Source organism: Bradyrhizobium sp. CAR08 (assembly GCF_052871955.1).
This window is the reverse complement of the sequence record NZ_JBIXJX010000009.1, coordinates 34,409-58,343: the sequence shown is the minus strand read 5'-3', so window position 1 is coordinate 58,343 and position 23,935 is coordinate 34,409. Positions and strand designations below refer to the sequence as shown.

21 protein-coding genes are annotated in these 23,935 nt (G+C 65.0%); 6 read left to right on the top strand and 15 right to left on the bottom strand.

Translation table 11 applies throughout. The annotated features are described in order from the left end of the window. Positions 1 to 5: 5 nt before the first annotated feature. The 7 genes from fsrB to ACIPUD_RS19720 form a co-directional block, all read right to left on the bottom strand. Positions 6 to 1,298: a siderophore utilization protein FsrB gene (gene fsrB / locus ACIPUD_RS19750; protein ID WP_247390664.1), complete on the bottom strand. Its 1,293-nt coding sequence runs from the start codon at positions 1,296 to 1,298 to the stop codon at positions 6 to 8. 51 nt (positions 1,299 to 1,349) lie between these two features. Beyond that, positions 1,350 to 3,338, bottom strand: a complete 1,989-nt coding sequence (locus ACIPUD_RS19745; protein WP_446481379.1) for a TonB-dependent siderophore receptor — start codon at positions 3,336 to 3,338, stop codon at positions 1,350 to 1,352. A gap of 518 nt (positions 3,339 to 3,856) precedes the next feature. Continuing rightward, positions 3,857 to 4,522 (bottom strand): methionine ABC transporter permease, encoded by a 666-nt coding sequence (locus ACIPUD_RS19740; RefSeq protein ID WP_018457839.1) that lies wholly within the window; start codon positions 4,520 to 4,522, stop codon positions 3,857 to 3,859. Next, positions 4,512 to 5,678 carry a methionine ABC transporter ATP-binding protein gene (locus ACIPUD_RS19735; protein WP_446481378.1) on the bottom strand — a complete coding sequence of 389 codons (1,167 nt, stop codon included), beginning with the start codon at positions 5,676 to 5,678 and terminating at the stop codon, positions 4,512 to 4,514. The genes ACIPUD_RS19740 and ACIPUD_RS19735 overlap by 11 nt, the downstream gene beginning before the upstream one ends. A 226-nt stretch (positions 5,679 to 5,904) precedes the next feature. Then, positions 5,905 to 7,377 carry a DASS family sodium-coupled anion symporter gene (locus ACIPUD_RS19730; protein WP_018457837.1) on the bottom strand — a complete coding sequence of 491 codons (1,473 nt, stop codon included), beginning with the start codon at positions 7,375 to 7,377 and terminating at the stop codon, positions 5,905 to 5,907. Between the two features lie 116 nt (positions 7,378 to 7,493). Continuing rightward, complete coding sequence (locus ACIPUD_RS19725) at positions 7,494 to 8,300, bottom strand: enoyl-CoA hydratase/isomerase family protein (protein WP_085349814.1); 807 nt, start codon at positions 8,298 to 8,300, stop codon at positions 7,494 to 7,496. A gap of 33 nt (positions 8,301 to 8,333) precedes the next feature. Then, a complete protein-coding gene (locus ACIPUD_RS19720) occupies positions 8,334 to 9,092 on the bottom strand; it encodes a hypothetical protein (protein ID WP_247390645.1) in 759 nt (252 codons plus the stop codon). A gap of 62 nt (positions 9,093 to 9,154) precedes the next feature. On the opposite strand from ACIPUD_RS19720, the gene nthA reads away from it, so the two are divergent. The 3 genes from nthA to ACIPUD_RS19705 are packed head-to-tail and all read left to right on the top strand — an operon-like array spanning position 9,155 to position 10,814. Beyond that, a complete protein-coding gene (gene nthA, locus ACIPUD_RS19715) occupies positions 9,155 to 9,778 on the top strand; it encodes a nitrile hydratase subunit alpha (RefSeq protein ID WP_446481377.1) in 624 nt (207 codons plus the stop codon). Further along, complete coding sequence (nthB, locus tag ACIPUD_RS19710; RefSeq protein WP_377790848.1) at positions 9,775 to 10,434, top strand: nitrile hydratase subunit beta; 660 nt, start codon at positions 9,775 to 9,777, stop codon at positions 10,432 to 10,434. The genes nthA and nthB overlap by 4 nt, the downstream gene beginning before the upstream one ends. Next, positions 10,434 to 10,814 carry a nitrile hydratase accessory protein gene (locus ACIPUD_RS19705; protein ID WP_018457832.1) on the top strand — a complete coding sequence of 127 codons (381 nt, stop codon included), beginning with the start codon at positions 10,434 to 10,436 and terminating at the stop codon, positions 10,812 to 10,814. Before nthB ends, ACIPUD_RS19705 begins: the two co-directional genes overlap by 1 nt. 158 nt (positions 10,815 to 10,972) lie before the next feature. Here the strand turns inward: ACIPUD_RS19705 and queC are convergent, their stop codons facing one another. Continuing rightward, positions 10,973 to 11,686, bottom strand: a complete 714-nt coding sequence (queC, locus tag ACIPUD_RS19700) for a 7-cyano-7-deazaguanine synthase QueC (protein WP_247368375.1) — start codon at positions 11,684 to 11,686, stop codon at positions 10,973 to 10,975. A 139-nt stretch (positions 11,687 to 11,825) separates the two neighbouring features. On the opposite strand from queC, the gene mazG reads away from it, so the two are divergent. After that, complete coding sequence (mazG, locus tag ACIPUD_RS19695; protein ID WP_446481376.1) at positions 11,826 to 12,680, top strand: nucleoside triphosphate pyrophosphohydrolase; 855 nt, start codon at positions 11,826 to 11,828, stop codon at positions 12,678 to 12,680. 20 nt (positions 12,681 to 12,700) lie between these two features. Here the strand turns inward: mazG and hflX are convergent, their stop codons facing one another. From hflX to ACIPUD_RS19675, 4 genes are all read right to left on the bottom strand, one after another. Next, the gene (gene hflX, locus ACIPUD_RS19690) at positions 12,701 to 14,083 is read right to left on the bottom strand and encodes a GTPase HflX (protein WP_446481375.1); all 1,383 of its coding nucleotides are present in this window, start codon (positions 14,081 to 14,083) and stop codon (positions 12,701 to 12,703) included. Positions 14,084 to 14,094: 11 nt separating this feature from the next. Further along, positions 14,095 to 14,343: an RNA chaperone Hfq gene (gene hfq / locus ACIPUD_RS19685; protein WP_007591126.1), complete on the bottom strand. Its 249-nt coding sequence runs from the start codon at positions 14,341 to 14,343 to the stop codon at positions 14,095 to 14,097. Positions 14,344 to 14,580: 237 nt separating this feature from the next. Next, a complete protein-coding gene (ntrX, locus tag ACIPUD_RS19680) occupies positions 14,581 to 15,951 on the bottom strand; it encodes a nitrogen assimilation response regulator NtrX (RefSeq protein WP_007591127.1) in 1,371 nt (456 codons plus the stop codon). 15 nt (positions 15,952 to 15,966) lie between these two features. Further along, a complete protein-coding gene (locus tag ACIPUD_RS19675; protein ID WP_446481374.1) occupies positions 15,967 to 18,360 on the bottom strand; it encodes an ATP-binding protein in 2,394 nt (797 codons plus the stop codon). A gap of 173 nt (positions 18,361 to 18,533) precedes the next feature. Between ACIPUD_RS19675 and ACIPUD_RS19670 the strand changes: the two genes are divergently transcribed. Next, positions 18,534 to 18,680: a hypothetical protein gene (locus ACIPUD_RS19670; protein WP_018457826.1), complete on the top strand. Its 147-nt coding sequence runs from the start codon at positions 18,534 to 18,536 to the stop codon at positions 18,678 to 18,680. Positions 18,681 to 18,846: 166 nt separating this feature from the next. Here ACIPUD_RS19670 and ntrC read toward each other — a convergent pair whose 3' ends face one another. From ntrC to dusB, 3 genes are read right to left on the bottom strand one after another with little or no spacing between them, the layout of a single operon-like run. Beyond that, positions 18,847 to 20,289 (bottom strand): nitrogen regulation protein NR(I), encoded by a 1,443-nt coding sequence (gene ntrC / locus ACIPUD_RS19665; protein WP_007610301.1) that lies wholly within the window; start codon positions 20,287 to 20,289, stop codon positions 18,847 to 18,849. A gap of 9 nt (positions 20,290 to 20,298) precedes the next feature. Further along, entirely contained in the window at positions 20,299 to 21,474 is a 1,176-nt protein-coding gene (locus ACIPUD_RS19660) for a two-component system sensor histidine kinase NtrB (protein WP_026233448.1), read from the bottom strand. Continuing rightward, positions 21,471 to 22,472: a tRNA dihydrouridine synthase DusB gene (gene dusB / locus ACIPUD_RS19655; RefSeq protein ID WP_018457824.1), complete on the bottom strand. Its 1,002-nt coding sequence runs from the start codon at positions 22,470 to 22,472 to the stop codon at positions 21,471 to 21,473. Before dusB ends, ACIPUD_RS19660 begins: the two co-directional genes overlap by 4 nt. A gap of 281 nt (positions 22,473 to 22,753) precedes the next feature. Here dusB and ACIPUD_RS19650 point away from each other — a divergent pair, with 281 nt between their 5' ends. Beyond that, positions 22,754 to 23,935: a bifunctional 2-C-methyl-D-erythritol 4-phosphate cytidylyltransferase/2-C-methyl-D-erythritol 2,4-cyclodiphosphate synthase gene (locus ACIPUD_RS19650; protein ID WP_446481373.1), complete on the top strand. Its 1,182-nt coding sequence runs from the start codon at positions 22,754 to 22,756 to the stop codon at positions 23,933 to 23,935.

The following is a 23,935-nucleotide window of genomic DNA, read 5'->3' as shown; positions in this document are numbered from 1 at the left end:
ACGCCCTACTCCGCCGGCGTCAGTTGCTGCCGGCTTGGGCGCATCGCAGCCGTCGCCCGCACGCGGACACGGGCGCGGCGCTTGCGCCACCAGATCACGATTCCGGTGACCGAGAGCGCCGCCACCACCAGCCCCATGACCGAGATAAGAATGCGGCCGAACAGCCCGACGATGCGGCCCGAATGCAGCGGGAATTGCGCCTGTACGAAGATGTCGGCGGCGGTGCCGACCCAGGGCAGCCGTTCGCCGATCGGACGACCGTCCTCGCTGTCGTAATAGAGCTGCGCCGGGCCGACGCCGCCGGCGCCGTGATCGTCGCCGGGGTGGAAGAAGGCCGCGGCATAGACGCCGTGGGCCGGGCCGTAATTGACCGAGCCGACCGGGATGGTCCACCCTCGCCCCTTGCCGTCGACCGCCGCGCGCGCGGCGATGTCGGCGAAGCTGACCTTGGGCTCGATGGGGTCGTCGAGATCGCGATACGGCCGCTGCTCATAGGGCGTCGGCGTGTAGTTCGACACCATTTTCATCAGCGGCGAGAACACCTCGAAATAGAGGTTCAGCGAGAACGCCGTGAAGGCGATGATGAAGAGCACGCCCCAGGTCCACAGGCTGAAAGCGCGGTGGATGTCGACATTGATCCGGTAGGCGCTGCCCGACGTCTTGATGGTCCACGCCGGCGCCCAGCGCGCCCAGAAGCCGCGTTCGAGCTGGCGCGTGACCTGGGGTGCCCGCGCCGCCCGGGCGCGCCGGCGCGAGGGCAGCGTCAGGTAGAAGCCGACGAAGCAATCGATGGTCCAGATGATGGCGATCACGCCGAGCAGGCGCATGCCCCAGCGGTCGCTGCCCCAGAATTCCGGGATGTGCATGGTGTAGTGCAGCTTGTACAGGAACGAGACGAAGTTTTCGCGCGTCACCGGCCACACCGCGCCCCAATAGCGCCGGCCGAGCTCCGCGCCGGTGTTGGGATCGAGGAAGATCTGATTGTAGTCGAGCGCGTAGCGCTTGCCGGTCGCGGGATCAATCCGCGGCATGACGAAGAACCACAGCGAGTGGCCCTTCTCCGGCGTCATGAACAGGTAGACAACGCGCGCACGGGGATCACGCTGCTCGATCATCTTCGCGAGATCGATCGAGGGAATCGCCGGGCCCTTGCTGCTGACATCGAACAGATGGCTGTTCAGGACCTCGTCGATCTCGTGATCCCAGGAGATGATCGCCCCGGTGATGCCGGAGAAGAACAGGAATCCGGCCGTGAGCAGTCCCGCCCAGCGATGCAGCTTGCCGAATATCGCTCTCATCGTCTTCTCTCATCAAGCGGGCCCGGCCGCCATTGCCGACCGTTCTAGACCTCACCACCGATACGTCAGCTTGCCGATGGCCTTGCGTCCCTCCGCGTAGAAGCAGCCCGACAGGCTGTAGCAGGCGGCGACATAGCGGGTGTCGGCGAGATTGGTGACGTTCAGCGACAGGCGCCAATTGTCCCTGGTGTAGGCGAGCAGCGCGTCCAGCACGGTCGCGGATCCGACCTTGAATGTATTGGCGTCATCGCCCCAGGTCGCGCCGACATAGCGGACGCCGCCGCCGAACTGCAGGCCCGCGAGCGGCCCGGTCTGAAGCGTGTAGTCGTTCCACAGCGAGGCGCGGTTGAGCGGCACGGTGACCGGCGCCTTGCCGACATTCACCGGATCCTGCGTGACTGTTGCGTCGACATAGGCATAGGCCGCGCGCAGGTTCCACCCGCCGGCGAGCGACATCGTGCCTTCGAGCTCGAGGCCGCGCGATTTCACTTGACCGGTCTGCTCGGCAATGTTGAGCGGAGGCGCAAAGGTGACGACGTTGTCGCGCGTCAGGTCGAAGGCGGCGAAGGTGAACAGCGCGTTCCATCCGAGCGGCTGGTACTTGACGCCCACCTCGTACTGCACGCCGGTCTCGGGATTGAGCAGCTGTCCGCTCGGGCCGGTGGCGAGCACCGGCAGGAACGATTCCGAGTAGCTGAAATAGGGCGCGATGCCGTTGTCGAAATTGTACATCATTGCGGCGCGGCCGGTGAAGGCCGACGCATCCTTCGCGACCGACGTATTGAAGATGCCGCTGTCGACCTGCGTCGTTACAAAATCCTGGCGGCCACCGAGCTGGAACGAGAGCCGGCCGAGCTTGATCTGGTCCTGCGCGTAGAGGCCGACCTGCGACTGCTTGACCCCGGTGTCGTCGCTCATGGCGCCCATGGTCCAGTCGTAGCTGTAGACCGGGCTGAAGACGTTGATCTCGGGCGCGGACGTCGTGACGCCAAAGGCGGTGTCGCGGAATCTGGTGTTGCGATAGTCGATCCCGACCAGCGTGGTGTGGCTGAGGAAGCCGGTGGTGAATTTGCCCTGGAGCTGGTTGTCCACGGCGAAGGAGTCGATGTAGGAGTTGCTGTAGCTGCCGAAACGGGCGAGCTGTCCCGCGGCCTCGTCGGTATAGCCTCCGCCGAAAAACACCTTCTCCTCGTTGTGCTGGTAGGCGTAGCGCAAATTCTGCCGGAATGTGATGTTGTCGGTGAAATTGTGCGAGAGCTGGTAGCCGGCGGTCGCGATCTCGGTGTTGAACGCGTTGAAGCTCGGCACGCCCGCGAAGAACGAGACCGGGATGGTGCGGCCGTTGTTTGGCCACACCGTGCCCGAGGCCGGCAAGAACTGGAGGCCCCACCCTGCCCGGTCGCGCTGGTAGTTGGCGAGGATCGTGATGGTGGTGTCATCGTTCGGCTTGAACGTGACGGCGGGCGCGACGAAGACGCGGTTGTCCTTGGTGAAGTCGACCTGGGTTTCGCCGTCGCGCACCACGCCGGTCAGGCGCCACAGCACGGTGCCGTCCTTGTTGGCGGGACCGCCCATGTCGAACTGGCCCTGATAGCGGTTGAAGCTGCCGCCCGAGATCGAGACCTCGCCGAACTGCTGGGCCGTCGGCAGCTTGGTCACGTAGTTGAGGATGCCGCCGGTGCCGCTGCCGCCATACATCGCCGAGGATGGGCCCTTGAGAACCTCGAGACGCTCGGCGCCATAGGGATCGAGGCCGTTGAAGTGCACGTAATTGCTGGAGGGAATCCGCAAACCGTCGACATAGAGGCCCGACATGGTGGTGTCGAAGCCGCGGATCTGGAGGGCGCCGAAGCGCGTGTCCGAGCCGCCGTTGACGTCGCCGCTGACGCCGGCGGTGTAGCGCAACGCCTCGCCGATCGAGACCGCGCCCTGGTTCCTGACCTGGTCGGTCGTGACGACGGAGACGGACTGCGGGGTTTCGATCAGCGGCGTATCCGTCTTGGTCGCGGTGCCGCTGCGCGTCGCAACGAAACCGCGCACCGGACCATTGGAGCGTTCACCGGTGGCGTCGTTCGAGGATGCCGACTGGGTTGGCGCAGCTTGCTGCGACGGAGAGCGACGATTGGCGCGCGCGGTGCGTGTCGCCGCTGACTGTCGCGTTGAGGCGACCGCTGCAGGCCGGGCGCGCTGAGCCGGGGCTTCGACGGTGACGGCGGGGATCTGCGTTTGCGCCTCCACGGCACCGAAGGGAACGACGAGAGCAAATGTGCTGGCCGCTCCGAGGAAGAGAGTCTGTATCTGTCGACGACGCGTGTCGGCACGCGAAGCAAGTTGGAAATCGGTCACGTTTGTCGAGGCCCCACGCACTGCCGGCTTCGCCGGTATCGTTTTTGATGCCTCGCCCTAACGCAGGCGATTTCGGAGTGCGATAGGAACTGCGTTAGAATTTCTCCAAACGCGTGCGCAACGCGTGCGACGAATGCACTCAGTCGTGTCTCGAAGTTTGGAATGCTTCCAGACCGACAAGAACCTGCTTGTTCGAAATGTCTTAAACGGCGTCAGCGATGTCGCAGCCGGCGATTAACCCGGCGCGCGAGATAATCGCCGGCGCTCTGCACGAGCTGCACCAGCGCGATCAGCACCACGACGACAGCCAGCATCATCTCCGGCATGAAGCGCTGATAGCCGTAGCGGATGCCGAGATCGCCCAGGCCTCCGCCTCCGACGGCGCCGACCATGGCGGAATAGCCGAGCAGGCTGACAACCGCGAGCGTCAGCGCCAGCAGAAGACCCGGCAGCGCTTCGGGGATCAGCACCTTGAGCACGATCTGCATCGGCGAGGCCCCGAACGAGGACGCCGTCTCGATCAGGCCGCCATCGACCTCGCGGATCGCGGCCTCGACCAGGCGCGCGATGAACGGCGCCGATGCGATCGTCAACGGTACGATCGCGGCCGTCGATCCGATCGAGGTGCCGGCCACCAACCGCGTGAACGGGATAATGGCGACGACCAGGATGATGAAAGGCGTGGATCGCGTCGCGTTGACGACGGCACCGAGCACGCGATTGACGATGGGCGCCGCGAACAGCTCGCCTTTCCGGCTGGTCGCGAGAAAGACGCCGAGCGGCAGGCCGAAGGCGGTGCCGATCAGCGCGGCGAGCCCGACCATGTACAGGCTCTCGCCGGTCGCCTGGATGATCAGGTTGATGAGTTCAGGCGACATAGCCGAGACGCTCCGCGGGGAATTGATATTGTGAAAGCCAGGCCAGCGTGCGCGTCGTCGCGTCCTCGCCGCCGGACATGCCGAGAGGGATACCAAGCGTCAGCGAGCCCACATGCTGGCCGCCGATCTCGTCGATGCGGGCCGACAGCAGCGACACGTCGAGGCCGAGCTCGCGCGCCAGCCGCGCCACCATCGTGTCGCCGGCCCCTGCCCCGCGCACCTTGACGCGGATCACGGCCTGTCCGGCCGGAGGCTGCTCCGAAACGATCCGGCTCGCCAGCGACACCGGCAGGCTGTCTCCGATTACTTCGGCCAGGAAGGATTGCGTGATCGGATGCTTGGGGTAGGTGAAGATGTTGGCGACATGGCCGCTCTCGACGACGCGGCCGGCATCGAGCACCACGACATCCCCCGCAAGTTGGCGCACCACGGACATCTCATGGGTGATCAGTACGATGGTCACGCCCAGCTCGCGGTTGATGTTCGCGAGCAGATCGAGGATCGCCCGCGTGGTCTGCGGATCGAGCGCCGAGGTCGCCTCATCCGACAGCAGCACGCTCGGCCGCGTCGCGAGCGCACGGGCAATGCCGACGCGCTGCTTCTGGCCGCCGGAGAGTTCTGACGGGTAGCGATCGTGCTTGTCTGCGATGCCCACCAGCGCAAGCAGCTCGGCCACGCGCGCGCGGATATCGGCCTTGGCCCAGCCGGCGATCTCCAGCGGCAGCGCGATGTTGGCGGCAGCGGTGCGGGAGGACAGCAGATTGAAGTGCTGGAAGATCATGCCGATCGAGCGCTGCGCCAGCCGCAAGTCGCGGCCCGAGAGCGCCGAGATATCTCTGTTATCGACGACGACGCGGCCCGTGGTCGGCCTCTCCAGGCCGTTGATGAGCCGGACCAGGCTCGATTTGCCGGCGCCGGAGCGGCCGATGATTCCGGTGATCGAACCGCGCGGGATGGCGAAGTCGATGTTTTGCAGGGCATTGACGCCGGGCTTGCCGCGATAGGCCGGAGAGGTTTTCGAGATGCCTTCGAAGCGGACCATCGCGTCGGACGCAGTCGCGGCAGGTGAGATCGCGTGAGCTGAGATCGCGTCAAACTTTTCGATCGGCTGTCCGATCGCGAGCGACGGGTGGACGTTCATGGAGGCGGCCTTCATGCACAATAGTTCCCTTGCCCCTGGGCATCCGGGAACGGTCGCATCAAGCGACGGAGAGTGAAACCGCGATGAGGACTCGGCTGGAGCGCGCTGCACCGCAGCACGCACAATCGCCCTTTCGGGTCGCTCTGGCAATGTCAGATATTTGCGGGGAGTTGGACGAAGTTTTTCAAATGTCTTCCCGCTGAAGAAAATTCATCTGCCGCCGCATTGCCTCCCGCCCGACTCAGTGGACCTGCAACCAGGGCCATACGATCAGCAGGAGCCCCGCGAAATAGAGCATCCCAAAGATCAGCCCAAAACCCCAGAACTGACCCTTGCCGATATAGCCGCTCCCGAAATACATCGGCGCCGGCCCGGTCGCGTAAGGCGAGATCACCCCCATCAGGCCGAGCGAATACATGCAGAGCATGGCGAGCGTCGTGACTGGTAGGTCGGGGATGCCGGATCCGACCGCGAGCACCACGGGCAGCACGGCGGCGGCATGCGAGGTGATGCTCGAGAAGAAATAGTGGATCCAGAAGAACAGCGCGACCAGCAGGAGCATTGCGGTCGACGGCGACAGCCCGGCGAGCGGCTTTGCGTATTCGGTCGCGAACCATTTGATGAAGCCGATCTCGTTGAGGCCCGAGGCCAGCGTCAGCAGCGAGGTGAAATAGAAGAACACCTCCCAGGCGCCCTTCTCGGCGACGATGTCGGCAAACTCGATCACGCCCGTCACCAGCATCAGCGAGATCACGATGAACACGACGGTGGTGGCGTTGACGAAATTCGAGCCCAGAAGCGGCACGCGGATGTCCGGGCTCGAGCCCGCGATCCACAGGAACATCGCGAGCAAGATCAGCGCCAGCATGATCCATTCATTGCGCGACATCGGGCCCATCTCCGCGAGCTCCTTCGATGCCCATTCGGAAATTTCCGGGCTGCTCTTCACCTCGGGGCGGCAGACCGCGTAGCTGAGCAGCGGGACCAGCACCATCAGGAGCAGGCCGAGCGGCGCAAAGCCGATGAACCACTGCGCCCAGCTGACGTCGATTCCGGCGGTCTTCTTGGCGATGGCGAGCGCCGCTGCATTGGGCGCCAGCGCGGTGAAGAACAATGAGCTGGTGACGGCGGTCGACGCGAACGCGGTCCACATCACGTAGGTGCCGATCTTGCCGGCAGTCGGTCCTGGCTCGGAGCCGTAGATGCGCGGGATGTTGCTGATGATGGGATAGACGATGCCGCCGCTGCGCGCGGTGTTGGACGGTGTCGCCGGCGCCAGCAAGAAGTCCGACATCGCCACCGCATAGCCGAGACCTAGCGTGTTGGTGCCGAGCTTTTGCACCAACACGAGCGCAATACGCCGGCCCAGCTGGCTCTTGCGGTACCCGATCGAGAACACGAAGGCGCCGACGATCAGCCACACCGTGCTCTCGGCAAAGCCCGCCAGCATCCAGCGCAGCGATTTGGTCGGATCGGGATCGATATAACCGCCGACGCCGGCAACCGTCAGCCCGATCAGGCCGACCGCGCCGACCGGCATCGATTCCAGGATGAGCCCGGTGATGACGGCCGCGAAGATCGCAAAATAGTGCCACTGATTGGCGTTGAGCCCTGCGGGCACCGGCCACAGATAGATCAGCAGCCATACCGCGAGCGGCGCGATCAGCTTCCAGCGAAACCCTTTCGCCTCGGGTGCCTGCGTGCCAGTGGTCATGGGCCCTCCCCCTCGATCGTCATTGTCGTCTGCCGGCCCGTTGATCGGACGTATTGTTTTTGTCCCACGCGGCGTATACGGATTGTCCGCGGCGCAATCAATGGCCGGGCCGGCTTCTACCGCCCTCTGAACTTCGGTTTGCGTCGCGTCAGGAACGCCTCGACGCCCTCCTTATGGTCCTCGCTAAGGCTTGCCAGGGCGAACTGGTCGACGTCCATGTGGCTGGCGAGATTATCCAGCGCATGCGCCAGCCGGTTGACCGTGAGTTTCGTCATGGCAACGGAGAGCGGCGGCTGCGCTGCCACCTTGCGCGCAAGCTCCATCGCGGCATCGAACGCATGGCCGGGATCGACCACCTGCTCGACCAGGCCCCACTCATAGGCCTCATCCGCGCTGATGCGCTGATCGGCCAGGACCACCGCCTGCTTGGTGCGCGCCGGGCCGATCAGATGCAGCATGCGCGGAATGCTCTGCCAGCTCATGTTCATGCCGAGGCCGATCTCGGGCACGCGCAGATGGGCATCGCGTCCCATGACGCGGAAGTCGAGCGCGACGGCCAGCGCCACGCCGCCGCCGACGCAAAACCCCTCGATGGCGGCGATCGTGATCTGCTCCATCTCCTGCCAGGCGTGGGTCAGGCGCGGTCCGAGCTTGAGATGCCGCCGCAGCGTGCCGAGGTCCATGTCCTTGCGCGCGCGGCCTTCGGCATCCTTGAGGTCGAAGCCGGCGCTGAACGCAGCCGCGCTGCCTGTCAGCACCACGGCAGAGGTTGCGGCGTCATCCTCAAAACTGCGCGCGGCCGCGGTGAGCTGGCGTAAAGCCTCTGGCGATAGCGCATTGATGCCGTCGCCGCGGTCGAACCGCACCACCGCAATCCGTCCCTCCGGCCCGAGGCCCTTCTCGATCTTGACATAGTCAGGCAACGCAAACTCCCCTGGTCTTGGTCTTCCTGGCGCTCACAGATGCCCGGTGCGCCGATGTTCGGGTTCGCTTCCATGGACCGGAAACCGGATCGTGGTCCCGATGGTGATCCAGTTGGCATTTTCGCCGGTGATGTTGCGGCCGTAGATCAGATCGACGGAGAATATCTCGTTCGGTCGGTAGCGGACACCGGTCTGGAAACGCGGCTGCACGATGCTTGCGACCTCGGCGGCGCCGGCCTGCCCGTACGCCTCGATCGTCCATTGCAGCGTGTCGGTGAATTTCCAATCGAAGCCGATGCCGTAGGTCAGGTAATGGCGATCCACCGTCCGATCCCAGAGCCAGCCGCCGTTGACGTTGATGCGCATGGTCTCCGACAGGCGGAAGGTCGCGGGGATGACGGCAAAGGCGGATAGCGCCTCGCCGGTCGCCGCGTCGAACGATCCTCCGCCATAGGCCGACAATCCCCACCGGCCGATTCCGGTCGGGACGAAATTCGTCTTGGCTTTTGGCGCGATTGTCGTGCTCCAGTCGCCGCCGCTCCGGGCCCGGATGGTCTGCAGGCTCAGCTCGATCGGCCTGAAGGGATCGACGACACACGAGGGATTGGCGACCGCCGAAAAATCCGTGTTGGAAGCCGCCGACAGCCAACTTTCCACCTTGCAGGAGCCCACATCGGAAATGTCGGCGGCATCGACCGCATAGGCGCCATTCGCGGCGCGCGCATCCTGCGCCGCGAATGCGCCAAGAGCCGCGATTGCGACGGTTATTCCGGTTCTTGCAGCCCAGCCCATGGTGCGATGTTAGCAGAGTCTTCGCCTCGACAACGCCCGGATTCTGGGACTATCTTCGCCCCATGAGCGACCATCATCACCACGATCACGACCATTCCGAGCTGTCGGAGACCGAGCTGCGCGTGCGCGCGCTCGAGACGATCCTGACCGAAAAAGGCTATGTCGAGCCGGCCGCGCTCGACGCCATCATCCAGGCCTATGAGACCCGGATCGGCCCCCATAACGGCGCGCGCGTTGTCGCCAAGGCCTGGAGCGATCCGGCGTTCAAGACGGCGCTGCTGGAGGACGGCTCGAAGGCGATCGGCACGCTCGGCCATGTCAGCCGCGTCGGCGACCACCTCGTCGTGGTCGAGAACACGCCGCAACGTCACAACATGGTCGTGTGCACCCTGTGCTCCTGCTACCCCTGGGAAATGCTGGGGCTGCCGCCGGTCTGGTACAAGGCCGCGCCCTATCGCTCCCGCGCGGTGAAGGACCCGCGCGGCGTGCTCGCCGATTTCGGCGTGCAAGTCGCCAAGGACGTTGAAATCCGGGTATGGGATTCGACCGCCGAAACGCGCTTTCTGGTGCTGCCGATGCGCCCCGCGGGGACCGAAGGCTGGAGCGAGGAGCAGCTCGCCGAGCTGGTCACGCGCGATTCCATGATCGGCACCTGCTTTCCCAAGGCGCCGGGGGCGCCGTCATGAACGGCGTGCACGACATGGGCGGCATGGACGGCTTCGGCAAGGTCGAGCCGGAGCTGAACGAGCCGGTGTTCCACGAGGAATGGGAATCGCGTGTTCTCGCCATGGTGCGCGCGATGGGCGCCGCCGGCGCCTTCAACATCGACACCTCGCGCTTCTATCGCGAGACGATTCCGCCGCATGTCTATCTCTCGAGCTCCTATTACAAGAAATGGTTTCTCGGGCTCGAGGAGATGCTGATCGAGAAAGGCTATCTCACCCGGGAGGAAGTCGCCGCCGGCCACGCGATGCAGCCGGCCAAGGCGCTCAAGCACGGCAGGTTCGATCTCGGCCAGGTCGAGCGCATCATGGTGCGCGGCAAGTTCGCCCGCCCCGCCCCGGCGCCGGCGAAATTCAAGATCGGTGACAAGGTCCGCGCGAAGAACATTCACCCGGCGACCCACACCCGCCTGCCGCGCTACGTGCGCGGTCATGTCGGAATCGTCGAGCTGAACCATGGCTGCCACGTGTTTCCGGACTCGGCGGCGATGGAGCTTGGCGAAAATCCGCAATGGCTCTACACCGTCGTGTTCGAGGGCCGCGATCTCTGGGGTGCGGACGGCGATCCGACCTCGAAAGTCTCGATCGATGCGTTCGAGCCGTATCTGGACCCGGCGTGATGAGCAGCACGGCTGCTGCTGCCGCGACGGCAGCGATCCCGAGCATTCCGCGCGATGATGACGGCCCGGTGTTCCGCGCGCCCTGGGAGGCGCACGCCTTCGCGATGGCGCTGACGCTGCACGAGCGCGGCGTGTTCACCTGGCCCGAATGGGCGGCAGCCCTGGCCTCCGAGATCAAGCGCGCGCAGGCGGCCGGCGATCCCGATACGGGCGAGACCTACTATCTCCATTGGCTCGCCACGCTTGAGGGGCTGGTCGCGCGCAAGGGCGTTGCGTCTGCGGAGACCTTGCATCGCTACCGCGACGCCTGGGACCACGCCGCGGATCGCACCCCGCACGGCAAGCCGATTGAGCTGAAGGCGGAGGATTTTGCGCCGTAGTCGCTTTGCGCGTTGCTTGGGTACACTCTAACCCCAACCAACACTGTCATTCCCCGCGAAGGCGGGAAATCCAGTACGCCGCGACCTGTCGATTATCGCTACCTTCTCGGAGTACTGGATCACCCGCTTTCGCGGGTGATGACACCGAGTCTATGGTATCACCGCCCCGCCACATACTCCCGCCACCCCTTCGCCCGCAGGCTGCAGGCCGGGCACTCGCCGCAGCCGTAGCCCCAATCATGGGGCGTGCCGCGTTCGCCGAGATAGCAGGTGTGCGACTGCTCGCGGATGAGGTCGACCAGCCCGTCGCCGCCGAGGTCATGGGCGAGCTTCCACGTCGCGGCCTTGTCGATCCACATCAGCGGGGTATGCAGCTCGAACTTGCGGGCCATGCCGAGCGACAGCGCGGCCTGCATCGCGCGGATGGTGTCGTCGCGGCAATCGGGATAACCGGAATAGTCGGTCTCGCACATGCCGCCGACGATGTGACTGATGCCGCGCCGGTAGGCCAGCGCCGCGGCAAAACTCAAGAACACCAGATTGCGGCCGGGCACGAACGTGTTCGGCAGGCCGTCGGCGCCCATCGCAATCGCGACGTCGCGCGTCAGCGCCGTCTCGGACACGGCCGCCAGCGTCGGGATCGACAGCGTGTGGCTCTCCCCGAGCCTGGAAACCCAGTCCGTGCGCAGGCCCCTGATGCCGTCGAACAGCCGGTCGCGGCAGGCCAGCTCGATGGCGTGGCGCTGGCCGTAATCGAAGCCCAGCGTCTCCACGCGCGCAAAGCGATTCAGCGCCCAGGCGAGGCAGGTGGTGGAATCCTGGCCGCCGGAGAACAGCACCAGCGCGGTTTCGGATGAAGATGCGTCAGTCATGGCCCGCGCTTTAGCACTGCGCACGCGGCTCGCCAATCTGGCCCGCCAACCGGTGGAAATCACCCTGTTCCGCCGCGCTGCGCTGGGAACGGGGGCTCGCTTTTGGCATAAGGCATGGGAGCCAGGAGACTGCCCCGCAATGACCCCTTCCCGCGACATTTCCCGCCTGATCGAAATCATGGCGGCGCTGCGCACGCCGGTGACCGGCTGCCCCTGGGACCTCGAGCAGAATTTTGCGACCATCGCGCCCTATACGATCGAGGAAGCCTATGAGGTGGTCGACGCCATCAGCCGCGGCGATCTCGACGACCTCTGCGAGGAGCTCGGCGACCTCCTGCTGCAGGTGGTGTTCCATGCTCAGATGGCCGAGGAGCAGAACGCCTTTGCCTTCGGCGATGTCGTCGAGGCCATCACCCGCAAGATGATCCGGCGCCATCCGCACGTCTTCGCCGACAAGGACGGCGATCTCGCCTCCTCCCACGTCAAGGAAGTCTGGGACCGCATCAAGGCCGAAGAGAAAGCCGAGCGCGCCGCGCGCCGGCCACCCCAGGAAGCGCCATCCCACAAATCGCTGCTGTCAGGCGTGAAGGCCGGCCAGCCCGCCCTGACGCGCGCCATGGAGCTGCAGCGCAAGGCCTCCACTGTCGGCTTCGACTGGAACGATCCGCGCGCGGTGCTGGCAAAAATCCGCGAAGAAGCCGACGAGATCGAGGCCGCACTCGATCGCAACGACAGCGAGGGGTTGGCGGAAGAGACCGGCGACCTGATGTTCGCGCTGGTCAACCTCGCCCGCCATGTCGATGCCGATCCGGAAGCCGCGCTGCGGGCGACCAACACGAAGTTCGAGCGGCGGTTTGCCTATATCGAACGGGCGCTGGAGGAGCAGGGGCGGACCCTCGAGCAGGCGTCGCTGGCGGAGATGGACGCGTTGTGGAATGAGGCGAAGAGTGCGAAGCAGTCGTCACCAGAGGAGCGCAAGCAAGCCGGCCGCTAACTCGGCCGGGACGACACTAACTACGCGGACAGTCGCGGCACGGCATCGAACCGGTTCACCACGATGTCCCGCTTGGTCTCGTCCACCCGCACCGTCATGTCGAAGCGGCCGTCGTGCAGCTCTTTCGCCAGCACTTCGGAATTCCGATGCAGCCAGCTGATGCCGGCGCCGTCGGAGGCATCGATGGAGAGGTCGAGCGTGATGCGCTTGGCGGCCAGGCGCTCCTCGATCGCGGCGAGCAGCGCGTCGACCCCTTCGCCCGACACGGCCGACACCAGCATCGCGGGATGATCCTCCGGCCTGCGCGCGGCGATGTTCAAGAGTTCTTCGCGCTGTTCAGGACCATAGCGGTCGATCTTGTTCCAGACCTCGATGATGCGGCCTGAATCATCGGGATTGATGCCGAGCTGGCGCAGCACCGCGTCGACGTCGCTCTGCTGCGCCTCGGCGTCGTCGTGCGAGATGTCGCGCACATGCAGGATGACGTTGGCTTCCAGCACCTCCTCCAGCGTGGCGCGGAACGCGGCGACGAGCTGCGTCGGCAAATTAGAGATGAAACCGACGGTGTCCGACAGTATCGCCTTGCCGCCATGCGGTAGGGTGAGCGCGCGCAAGGTCGGATCCAGCGTGGCGAACAGCATGTCGGCGGCCTGCACGTCGGCGCGGGTCAGGCGGTTGAACAGCGTCGACTTGCCGGCATTGGTGTAGCCGACCAGCGCCACGACGCGGTACGGCACGCGCTGGCGGCCTGCGCGATGCAGGCGGCGTGTGGCCTGCACCTTCTTCAGTTCGCCCTCGAGCTTGGAGATGCGCTCCTGTATCAGGCGGCGGTCGGCTTCGATCTGCGTCTCGCCGGGACCGCCCATGAATCCAAAGCCGCCGCGCTGGCGCTCGAGATGGGTCCATGAGCGCACCAGGCGCGAACGTTGATAGTTGAGATGCGCGAGCTCGACCTGGAGCGAGCCTTCCTTGGTCTTGGCGCGGCGGCCGAAGATTTCCAGGATGAGACCGGTGCGGTCGAGCACCTTTGCCTGCAACTCCTTCTCGAGGTTGCGCTGCTGGATCGGCGCAAGCGCGCAATCCATCACCACGAGTTCGACGTCGAGGCTCTTGGCGAGCGCGGCGATCTCCTCGACCTTACCCTTGCCGATATAGGTCGCAGGGCGGATCTGGCTGATCGGCGCGATGATGGCGTCGGCAACGACGAGATCGATCGCGCGCGCGAGGCCGGCGGCTTCGTCGAGCCGGGCTTCCGCGTCACGCACGACATGAGCTTCCGATTGCGCGTCGGCACTGCCTGCGCGCACCCGCAAATAGGGACCGATGACAAGCACCCGCCCCGTCTGCGTACCCCCTGCCGACCGCGGACGGTCGGCATCCCCGTCGAAATTCCGGGGTTCCAATCAGATCACTCTCAAGCCGGCTGATCCTCGCCGCCTTCGAACAGCTGGATCGGAGCGCCCGGCATGATGGTCGAGATCGCATGCTTGTAGACGAGCTGCGAGTGACCGTCGCGCCGAAGCAGCAAACAGAAATTGTCGAACCAGGTCACGATGCCCTGGAGCTTCACTCCGTTGACCAGAAAGATCGTCAGTGGCGTTTTGGTTTTGCGAACGTGATTAAGGAAGGTGTCCTGCAGGTTTTGTGCGCGGTCTGCCGCCATTGTTTTTTTCTCGCTTTGAGTTTCTTTTTATTGCGCCGGTTGCGGCCCTCTTTTGAAACTCGGGGTCCTCGTCCGGTTGCCGTCCCTCATGAGATCCCCCTCGGGGGGACAGCGGTTCAATTAGAGGACAGGTAGGCTTATTAGGCAAGCCGCTTCACGCGGCAGCCCATGCCGTATTGCCCCGAAAAACTACGGAAATCGATGATTTTCCTCGCCTATTCCAACGACGTCGCAGCGTTAGCCGACGCCGAGCGCCTTCAACTTCCGGTGCAGCGCCGAGCGTTCCATGCCAACAAACTCGGCCGTGCGAGAAATATTTCCTGAAAAACGGCTGATCTGTGCAATCAAATAGTCGCGCTCGAACACTTCGCGCGCTTCGCGCAGCGGCAGGCCCATGATGTGCTCGCCATTGTTGCTGGTCGGCATCGCGGGCACCATGGAGCCGACATCCTGCGGCAGCATGTCGGCAGTGATGATGACTTCCGGCCCGCCAGCGGCGAGAATCATGACTCTCTCAACGTTGTTGCGGAGCTGGCGCACATTGCCCGGCCAGACATGCGACTGCAGTACCGCCATCGCGTCCTGGCCGATCTGCCGCTTGGGCAGGCCGCTGCCCGCGGAGATCTGCTCCATGAAATAGTCGATCAATTCCGGAATGTCTTCACGCCGCTCCGACAATGCGGGCACGCGGATCGGCACCACCGAGAGCCGGTGATAGAGGTCCTCGCGGAAATGACCGGCCGCGATTTCCTCTTCGAGGTTGCGCGCGGTGGAGGAGATGATGCGGACGTCGACCTGCACCTTGCCGTTGCCGCCGACGCGCTGGAACGACTGCTCGACCAGCACGCGCAAGATCTTGTTCTGGGTCTCGCGCGGCATGTCCGCGATCTCGTCGATGAACAGCGTGCCGCCATGAGCCTCTTCGAGTGCGCCGGGCTTGCGCGCGTGCTCGCCGTTGGACTGCTCGATGCCGAACAGCTCGTGCTCCATCCGCTCGGGCGTGATCGCAGCGGCGTTGATGACGACGAAGGGGCCGTCGGCGCGGCCCGAGGCCGTGTGCAACGTGCGGGCGGTCAGTTCCTTGCCGGCGCCCGCGGGGCCGACGATCAGGATGCGGCTGTTGGCCTTGGCCGCACGCTCGATGGTCTGGCGCAGCTGGTTCATGCTGGGCGAGCGGCCGACCAGCGAGCTTGCGCTCGGCGCGAGCTGCTTCAGCTCCTTGACCTCGCGCTTGAGCCGCGAGTTCTCCAGTGCACGGTTGGCGACCAGGATCAGCCGGTCGGTCTTGAACGGCTTCTCGATGAAGTCGTAGGCGCCACGCTTGATCGCGGCGACCGCAGTCTCGATGTTGCCGTGGCCGGAGATCATCACGACCGGCAGATCGGGGTTGTCCTTCTTGACCTGCTCCAAGAGCTGCAAGCCGTCGAGCTTGGAGCCCTGCAGCCAGATGTCGAGGAACACCAGATGCGGCCTGCGGTTGGCGATCTCGGCGAGCGCCGTATCGCTGTCGCGCGCGGTCCGGGTCACGAAACCCTCGTCTTCGAGGATGCCCGCAACGAGATCCCGAATATCGGCCTCATCATCGACAATCAGAATTTCACTTGCCATGGATCGCCTGTTTTCTCAGCTGCCTGTTGAGGCTTTGATCTTCGTTGAATCATTGGTCTTTTCAGCCGGCTTTTTGGTTTCGACGGCCGCCTCTTTTGTTTCCGGATCCTTGAGGGATTGCGTGGCCGTTTCGCCGCTTTCCGGCTTGGTCGTTGCCGCGGCTGCCGGTTCGGCCCCCTCGCTTTTCGCGGGAGCGCCGGCGATCGCAAAACGCATCCGCATCCAGGCGCCGCGCTGGCCCTCGCGGAAGTCCGAGGCATCCTTCAGCTCGATGCGCCCGCCATGGTCTTCCAGCACGCGACCGACGATCGCGAGCCCAAGGCCGGTGCCTTTGGCGCGTGTCGTCACATAGGGCTCGAGCAGGCGCGAGCGCGCCACCTTGGGCAGGCCGATGCCGTTGTCGACGACGTCGATCAGCACGTCCTCGCCCTCGCGCGAGACCACGACGTCGATCCGGCCTTTGCCGAGCTCCTCCAGGGGGACCTGCTCGATCGCCTCGGTGGCGTTCTTGACGATGTTGGTGACGGCCTGCGAGATCAGCCGCCGGTCGAACTGAGCGCGCAGCGGGTCTTCCTTGAACTCGGCCTCGATATCGATCTCGGGGTGGGCGACCTTCATCAGGAACACCGCCTGCCGCACTGTGTCGGCGACGTCCTCACCCTCCATGACCGGCTTAGGCATTCGCGCAAAGCGCGAGAACTCGTCGACCATGCGGCGGATGTCGTCGACCTGACGCACGATGGTGTCGGTGCACTGTTCGAAGATCTGCTTGTCCTTGCCCTCCGTGATGTCCTTGCCGAATTTGCGGCGAATGCGTTCGGCGGAGAGCTGGATCGGGGTCAGCGGATTCTTGATCTCATGCGCGATGCGGCGCGCGACGTCGCCCCAGGCCGAGGTGCGTTGCGCCGAGACCAGTTCGGTGATGTCGTCGAGCGTGATGATGTAGCTGTCGTGCGGCTGGCTGGTCTTCTCGGCGCTGACGCGGACCGACAGATTGCGTTCCTGCCCGTCGCGCGTGATCGTGATCTGCCCCTGCACCAGGCGCTGGGTCCCTTCCCGCGCCGTCTTCATCATCTCTTCGAGCTCGGGCAGCACGTCGGAGAGCGGATGGCCGAGCGTCTCGGCTTCGGAGTGACCGATCAGCTTTTCGGCGGAACGGTTGAGAATGCCGACGCTGCCTGAGGTATCCACGCCGATGATGCCGGCGCTGGCGGACGACAGCACCGCCTCGATGAAGCGGCGGCGGCTGTCGATGAGCTCGCTGGCGTTGACGAGCTCGTCGCGCTGGCTACGCAACTCCTCCGTCATCTTGTTGAAGGTCTCACCCAGCTGGGCGAGGTCGCCTTCCGACTGGTGCACCGGCACTTTCACATGGAGATCGCCCGTCGAGACCGTCTGGGCCGCGTTCATCAGCCGCCGGATCGGCGAGACCAGCGAGTTGGCGAAGTTGAGGCCGATCAGCACCGAGGCCATCAGGATGGTCAGCGCGATCACAGCGAACATCAGCGCGAACGCGACCTGGATGCCGAGCCGGCGCGACTCGATCTGGGCGTATTCGGCGACGCTGACCTCGGTCTGCTTGAGCTGGTTGACGACATTCGGATCGAGCGGCCGTGCGACGTAGAGGAATGTGTCACTGAAGGCGCGCAAGCGGACCACCGCGGCGACGAAGCTCGCATCGGGCAGCACCGCGATCTCGGGTTCGGATTCGTTGACGTTGCTGAGGAAGTCCGGTGCCGGCGGCGAATAGGCCAGCCGCATGCCGGTGTCGGCGGATTCGAGAATGTTGGTGTTCTTGTCGATGATCATCGCGCCCGGCAAATTGCGCGAGGCGGCGCTGGACGTCAGCAATTCGCGAAACGAGCGGCGATCCTGGTCGTAGAGCGGCCGCGCGTGGGCGATGTCGTTGGCCATGCCGAGAATGTCGCCCCGGATCAGCTGCGCATGGTCCTGCATGTAAGCCCGCGCGATCGTCAGTGAATTCTGGATCACCTCCTTGGTCGGGCCGGAGAACAGGCGGTCGAGGCCGCGCTCGATGGTGACGTTGGCGACGACGGCGACCAGCACCGCCGGCAGCACCGCCACGATCGAGAACAGGCTGACGATCTGGACATGGAGGCGCGCCGCCGCCCTGCCCCGCCGTCGCGCCAGGATCAGCTGCCAGAGCTCGCGGATGATGATGCCGACCAGCAGCAGGATGGTGGCTGCGTTGCTCAGATAGAACGAACGGACAACTTGCGGCGTCAGTTCGATGCTGGTGAGGCCGGTCAGGACCAGGAAGGTGAGCAAGGCCGACAGCAGCGCCAGCGCCACGGCGAACGGCGCCAGCCAGCGTCGCGCCGACCAACGCCGGGGCTCTTCTGCTGGGGCCGTGTCAAAGGATGCGGCCGAGGTGTCTGCGCTGGTCATTCCGGCAATGGGTGCTGAAACGGGGGGCCGCGGCGGGCGGCTACTGATGTATTCGTACCACATTGTTGCCGAATTGCGACAATTCCGCGGCGTCACCGCCGCGACCGACCCGCGCATCCACAGCGACATGCCGGAGGGCGGGAACGGATTCCAGCCCCGGCGGCTTGACCAGCATGCACAGGTTCTTTCTCGCAATGATGGTATCGGCCGTGCTGCTGCTGATCGTGGCGGCGGACCTGCTGGTCAATGGTCTCGGGGTGCAGGAGCCCAATGCGAACGTCGCCAGCGCAATACAGGTCTCAGGCCGGTTTGTCAGATAGGTGTGAGGCCGCGTCCCGCGGCTGAAATCACCTTTTGAATGTTCCTGCGGAACATTTCAGTCCGATCGGGACTTCTGCTCACCGCGTCAGCCACGACGGCCAACGCGATCGGACAGGCTCAGCTCCGCTTGGTAGGGGGAGCTGAGCCACCGGCCGTTGCGGGGGGCTAGCCGCCGCTCCGATACACCTGGATATCGAGATCCCGGATCTTCTTCCGCAGCGTGTTGCGGTTGAGGCCGAGCAGATCGGCGGCGCGGATCTGGTTGCCGCGGGTGGCCGCGAGCGCGGCCGTGAGCAGTGGCACCTCGATCTCCTTCAAGATGCGGTGATAGAGGCCCGGCGGCGGCACGCCGTTCGGGAAGCCCTGGAAGTGCGAAGAGAGATACGCCTCCACGGCGCCGCCGAGATTGTCGACGCCATGCTGGACGGCGGCACCCGGGCTGACCGTGGGTGGCGCCAGTTCGCCGTCGATGACGGAGCCGGTGATCACGTCCTGCGGATAGAGCGCGGCGAGGCGACGGGCGAGGTTCTCGAGCTCGCGCACATTGCCCGGCCAGCGGTGCTGCTTCATCCGCTCCAGCGCCAGCGTGTCGAGCTTCTTCGGCGGCAGGCCGTCCTTCTCCGCCAGCGCGAAGAAATGACGGATGAGATCGGGCAGATCCTCGATGCGCTCGCGCAACGGCGGCAGGCGCAACGGCACGACGTTGAGGCGGAAGAACAGATCCTCGCGGAACAGGCCTTGCTGGATCAGGACGCGCAGATCCTTGTTGGAGGCCGCGACGATGCGCACGTCGGTCTTGATCGGGGTGCGACCGCCGACCGTGGTGTATTCGCCCTGCTGAAGCACGCGCAGCAGACGGGTCTGCGCCTCCATCGGCATGTCGCCGATCTCGTCCAGGAACAGCGTGCCGCCCTCGGCCTGCTCGAACCGGCCGGAGGCGCGGGTGTTGGCGCCGGTGAAGGCGCCGCGCTCATGGCCGAACAGCTCCGACTCGATCAGGTCGCGCGGGATCGCCGCCATGTTGACCGCGACGAACGGGCCATTGCGGCGCTTGCCGTAATCGTGCAACGCGCGCGCCACCAGCTCCTTGCCGGTACCGGACTCGCCCGTGATCATCACGGTGAGGTCGGTCTGCATCAGGCGCGCCAGCACGCGATAGATTTCCTGCATCGCCGGCGAGCGGCCGACCAGCGGGATCGCCTCCATCTCGGCGTCCTCGTTCGGCGTCGAGACCCGCTCCTTCGGCTCGGCCAGCGCGCGGCCGACGATGGCGATCAGCTCCTTCAGATCGAAGGGCTTCGGCAGATATTCATAGGCGCCGCGCTCGGAGGCCCGGATCGCCGTCATGAAGGTGTTTTGCGCGCTCATGACGATAACAGGCAAATTCGGCCGCATCTTCTTGATCCGCGGCAACAGGTCGAACGCGTTCTCGTCGGGCATCACCACGTCGGTGATGACGAGATCGCCCTCCCCCTGGCTGACCCAGCGCCACAGCGTCGCGGCATTGCCGGTCAGCCGCACTTCGTAGCCGGCGCGCGATAGTGCCTGATTGAGAACCGTGCGGATGGCGGTGTCGTCATCAGCAACGAGAATGCTACCTGCGGGCATCGTTAATCCTCATTTCGCCCCCTGTGACGCAGACGACGACTTCCCGGCAGAGCCGTCGTGACTGCTTTGATCGGCATGTTTCACCGATGTGGAATACATCGGCATCAGCACGCGGAAGGTTGTCTTGCGCGGCTGAGATTCGCATTCGATGATGCCCCCGTGATCCCCGATAATCTTTGCGACCAGCGCGAGGCCCAGACCCGAGCCGGTCTGTTTGGTGGTGACGAAGGGATCGAACAGGTTTGGCAGAAGATCGTCCGGCACGCCTGGTCCGTTGTCCTTCACGCAGAATTCGAGCGGCAGGGATACACGGGATTTTTGACCGGGGACTGACAGGCGGACGCCGGGGCGAAACGCGGTGGTGAGCTGGATTTCACCGTCGGGAACGTCGATCAGCGCTTCGGCGGCGTTCTTCACCAGGTTGAGGAACACCTGGATGAGCTGGTCCTGGTTCGCCAGCACCGGGGGCAGCGAGGGATCGTAGTCCTCGACGAAGCGGATGTTGCGGGCAAAGCCGGACTGCGCCAGCCGTTTGACGTGATCGAGCACCGAATGGATGTTGACGGGGCCGCGCACCACGGGGCGCTCGTCGCCGAACACCTCCATGCGGTCGACCAGCGTCACGATGCGGTCGGCCTCGTCGCAGATCAGCCGCGTCAGCATGCGGTCTTCCGAGGAGGCCTGCTGCTCCAGGAGCTGCGCCGCGCCGCGGATGCCCGAGAGCGGGTTCTTGATCTCGTGCGCCAGCATCGCGGCGAGCGCGATCACCGAGCGCGCGGCGCTGCGATGGGTGAGCTGGCGGTCCATCTTGTCGGCGATGGAGCGCTCCTGGAGCATCACCACGATATGGCCGGGCCGTTCCGTGACGGGGGCAACGTGCAGATCGACCTGGCGGTCCCCGCCCATGCGCGGCGTGCCCAGATCGACCTTGTACTCGTTGACAGGTGCATTCGACGAACGCACCTGGTCGATCAGCGCCAGCAAGGGGCTGCCAAACGGCACCAGCTCTTTCAGCGACTGCCGCTTCAAGAACTGCGTCGAGATATCGAAGAAGGCTTCGGTTGCGATGTTGGCGGCGACGATTTTGCCGTCCGGCCCGATCATCAGCACGGGATTGGGAAGTGCGTCCAGGATGGCATCGCTGTCGGACGGAAACGGCCGACGATGTTCAGCAACTGAGCTCATGCAGCGGCGCTCCATGCGAAGTCGTCGAAGGCATCTTGCAGTGACCGGTGAACGAGGTGCGGATCCTCCGAGGTGAGGATTTTCTGGCGCCAGGATTTCAGCTTCTCGGCCGGCGCACGGCTCACATCGGCCGCGACGTCGAGCGCCCAGCCCAGATGTTTTCGCGCGTGCCGCAGCCCGATGCGCAGGCCGTAGAGCGCGCAGACGCCTTCATAAAGCGTGCGCACATAATGCAGCTGCGTCTCGAGCGGCGGCGTGGCTTCCACCGCCCCACCCTTGAGGCGGCGGCCGATCTGGCCGGGCAGCCAGGGCTGGCCCTGCGCGCCGCGGCCGATCATCACGGCATCGGCGCCGGAGGCCTTTAACGCCGCGAGGGCCTTCTCGTAAGTGGTGATGTCGCCATTGACGACGAGCGGAATGGAGATGGCCTCGCGTACGGCGCGGATCGCATCCCAATCGGCCTCGCCCTTGTAGAACTGGCAGCGGGTGCGGCCGTGCACGGTGACGAGCTTGATGCCTGATGCCTGTGCGCGCCGCGCCAGTTCCGGTGCGTTGCGGGTGCGGTCGTCCCAGCCGAGCCGCATCTTCAACGTCACTGGCACCTTCACCGCCGCGATCGTCGCTTCGATCAGGCTGACGGCGTGGTCGAGGTCGCGCATCAAGGCGGAACCGGACTGGCCGCCGGTGACGTGACGAGCCGGACAGCCCATGTTGATGTCGATGATATCGGCGCCTTCGGCTTCAGCGATCCGGGCGCCCTCCGCCATCCAATGCGTCTCGCACCCGGCGAGCTGGACCACGTGGGGACCGATCCCCGTGGCTTCGCAGCGCAACCGGGACATATGATGGCCATTGGCGAGTTCGTCGCTGGCCGTCATTTCGGACACCACCAGACCGGCCCCCAACTCCGCGGCAAGCCGGCGGACGGGCGAGTCAGTCACCCCCGACATCGGTGCCAGGAAGACCGGGGTGGCGACATCAATATCGCCTATCTTCAATGGCTTAGAGCCTGATACTACCGAGCCGGTCACAGGGGTCTCGTTGCGTTGGCAGCGCCTCATCGCGCCTGCCATGACCTATCTTGCGCACAATTCTTGTGCAGTCAAGCGTCATGCCTACAGTTTAGACAGTTCTGCAAATCTTTCAAGTGCAGTGCAGCAAAATGCTGTTTCCCACAATCCGGGGAAACCCCCTTTTATTGCGGGCCTGCCGTGCTAGAGGCATGCGGCGATCACCCCACCCCCGACTCTCTTCATCACCAAATGAGTATTTGAGTCCTATGGCGAAATCACAGCGCACCGCAGTCGTCCTCGTCGCTGCCGGACGCGGCCTGCGCGCAGGCGCCGGTGGCCCCAAGCAATATCGCGAGATCGGCGGCGTGCCGGTGATCTATCGCGCCATGGAGGCCTTCAGCCGTCATGCGGACGTGTTCGCAGTTCAGCCAGTCGTGAACCCGGACGACAGCGCCATGTTCACGGCGGCGGTCGCAGGGCTCGGCCACGAGGCGCCGGTCAATGGCGGCGCGACCCGGCAGGCCTCGGTGCTCGCCGGTCTCGAAGCGCTCGCCAGGCACAAGCCCGACATCGTCCTGATCCACGACGCCGCGCGACCCTTCGTTTCGGAAGGCGTGATCACCCGCGCGATCGATGCGGCCAGCCGCACCGGCGCGGCGATCCCCGTCGTTCCCGTCACCGACACCATCAAGATCACCGGCGAGAATGACAATGTCGAGGACACGCCGGACCGGGCGCGGTTGCGAATTGCGCAGACGCCGCAATCCTTTCGTTTCGACGTCATCCTCGAAGCGCATCGTCGCGCGGCCAAGGACAGGCGCAGCGATTTCACCGACGATGCCGCGATTGCCGAATGGGCGGGATTGACGGTTGCAACCTTTGAAGGCGATGTTGCCAATATGAAGCTCACCACTCCCGAGGATTTCGTGCGCGAGGAAGCGCGGCTGGCTAGCCTGCTCGGCGACATCAGGACCGGCACGGGCTACGACGTCCACGCCTTCGGCGAGGGCGACCATCTCATGATATGCGGCGTGCGCGTGCCGCACACCAAAGGCTTCCTGGCCCATTCCGACGGCGATGTCGGCCTGCATGCGCTGGTCGACGCCATCCTGGGCGCGCTCGCTGACGGCGACATCGGATCGCACTTTCCGCCCAGCGACGCGAAGTGGAAAGGCGCCTCCTCCGACCAGTTTTTGCAATACGCCATCGAGCGCGTCACCCAGCGCGGCGGCCGCATCGCCAATCTCGAGGTGACCATGGTCTGCGAGCGGCCGAAGATCGGCCCTTTGCGCGAGACCATGCGCGCGCGCATCGCCGAGATTTCCGGCGTCGACATCTCCCGCGTCGCGGTCAAGGCGACCACCAGCGAGCGGCTCGGCTTCACCGGCCGCGAGGAAGGCATCGCGGCCACCGCGAGCGCCACCATCCGTCTGCCCTGGAGTGTCTAG

What these genes read in the sequence shown, in the direction of transcription:
- fsrB (WP_247390664.1), bottom strand. Translation starts at nt 1,298, where the DNA reads ATGAGAGCGATATTCGGCAAGCTGCATCGCTGGGCGGGACTGCTCACG.
- ACIPUD_RS19740 (WP_018457839.1), bottom strand. Translation starts at nt 4,522, where the DNA reads ATGTCGCCTGAACTCATCAACCTGATCATCCAGGCGACCGGCGAGAGC.
- ACIPUD_RS19735 (WP_446481378.1), bottom strand. Translation starts at nt 5,678, where the DNA reads ATGAAGGCCGCCTCCATGAACGTCCACCCGTCGCTCGCGATCGGACAG.
- ACIPUD_RS19730 (WP_018457837.1), bottom strand. Translation starts at nt 7,377, where the DNA reads ATGACCACTGGCACGCAGGCACCCGAGGCGAAAGGGTTTCGCTGGAAG.
- ACIPUD_RS19720 (WP_247390645.1), bottom strand. Translation starts at nt 9,092, where the DNA reads ATGGGCTGGGCTGCAAGAACCGGAATAACCGTCGCAATCGCGGCTCTT.
- nthA (WP_446481377.1), top strand. Translation starts at nt 9,155, where the DNA reads ATGAGCGACCATCATCACCACGATCACGACCATTCCGAGCTGTCGGAG.
- nthB (WP_377790848.1), top strand. Translation starts at nt 9,775, where the DNA reads ATGAACGGCGTGCACGACATGGGCGGCATGGACGGCTTCGGCAAGGTC.
- ACIPUD_RS19705 (WP_018457832.1), top strand. Translation starts at nt 10,434, where the DNA reads ATGAGCAGCACGGCTGCTGCTGCCGCGACGGCAGCGATCCCGAGCATT.
- queC (WP_247368375.1), bottom strand. Translation starts at nt 11,686, where the DNA reads ATGACTGACGCATCTTCATCCGAAACCGCGCTGGTGCTGTTCTCCGGC.
- mazG (WP_446481376.1), top strand. Translation starts at nt 11,826, where the DNA reads ATGACCCCTTCCCGCGACATTTCCCGCCTGATCGAAATCATGGCGGCG.
- hfq (WP_007591126.1), bottom strand. Translation starts at nt 14,343, where the DNA reads ATGGCGGCAGACCGCGCACAAAACCTGCAGGACACCTTCCTTAATCAC.
- ntrX (WP_007591127.1), bottom strand. Translation starts at nt 15,951, where the DNA reads ATGGCAAGTGAAATTCTGATTGTCGATGATGAGGCCGATATTCGGGAT.
- ACIPUD_RS19675 (WP_446481374.1), bottom strand. Translation starts at nt 18,360, where the DNA reads ATGACCAGCGCAGACACCTCGGCCGCATCCTTTGACACGGCCCCAGCA.
- ACIPUD_RS19670 (WP_018457826.1), top strand. Translation starts at nt 18,534, where the DNA reads ATGCACAGGTTCTTTCTCGCAATGATGGTATCGGCCGTGCTGCTGCTG.
- ntrC (WP_007610301.1), bottom strand. Translation starts at nt 20,289, where the DNA reads ATGCCCGCAGGTAGCATTCTCGTTGCTGATGACGACACCGCCATCCGC.
- ACIPUD_RS19660 (WP_026233448.1), bottom strand. Translation starts at nt 21,474, where the DNA reads ATGAGCTCAGTTGCTGAACATCGTCGGCCGTTTCCGTCCGACAGCGAT.
- ACIPUD_RS19650 (WP_446481373.1), top strand. Translation starts at nt 22,754, where the DNA reads ATGGCGAAATCACAGCGCACCGCAGTCGTCCTCGTCGCTGCCGGACGC.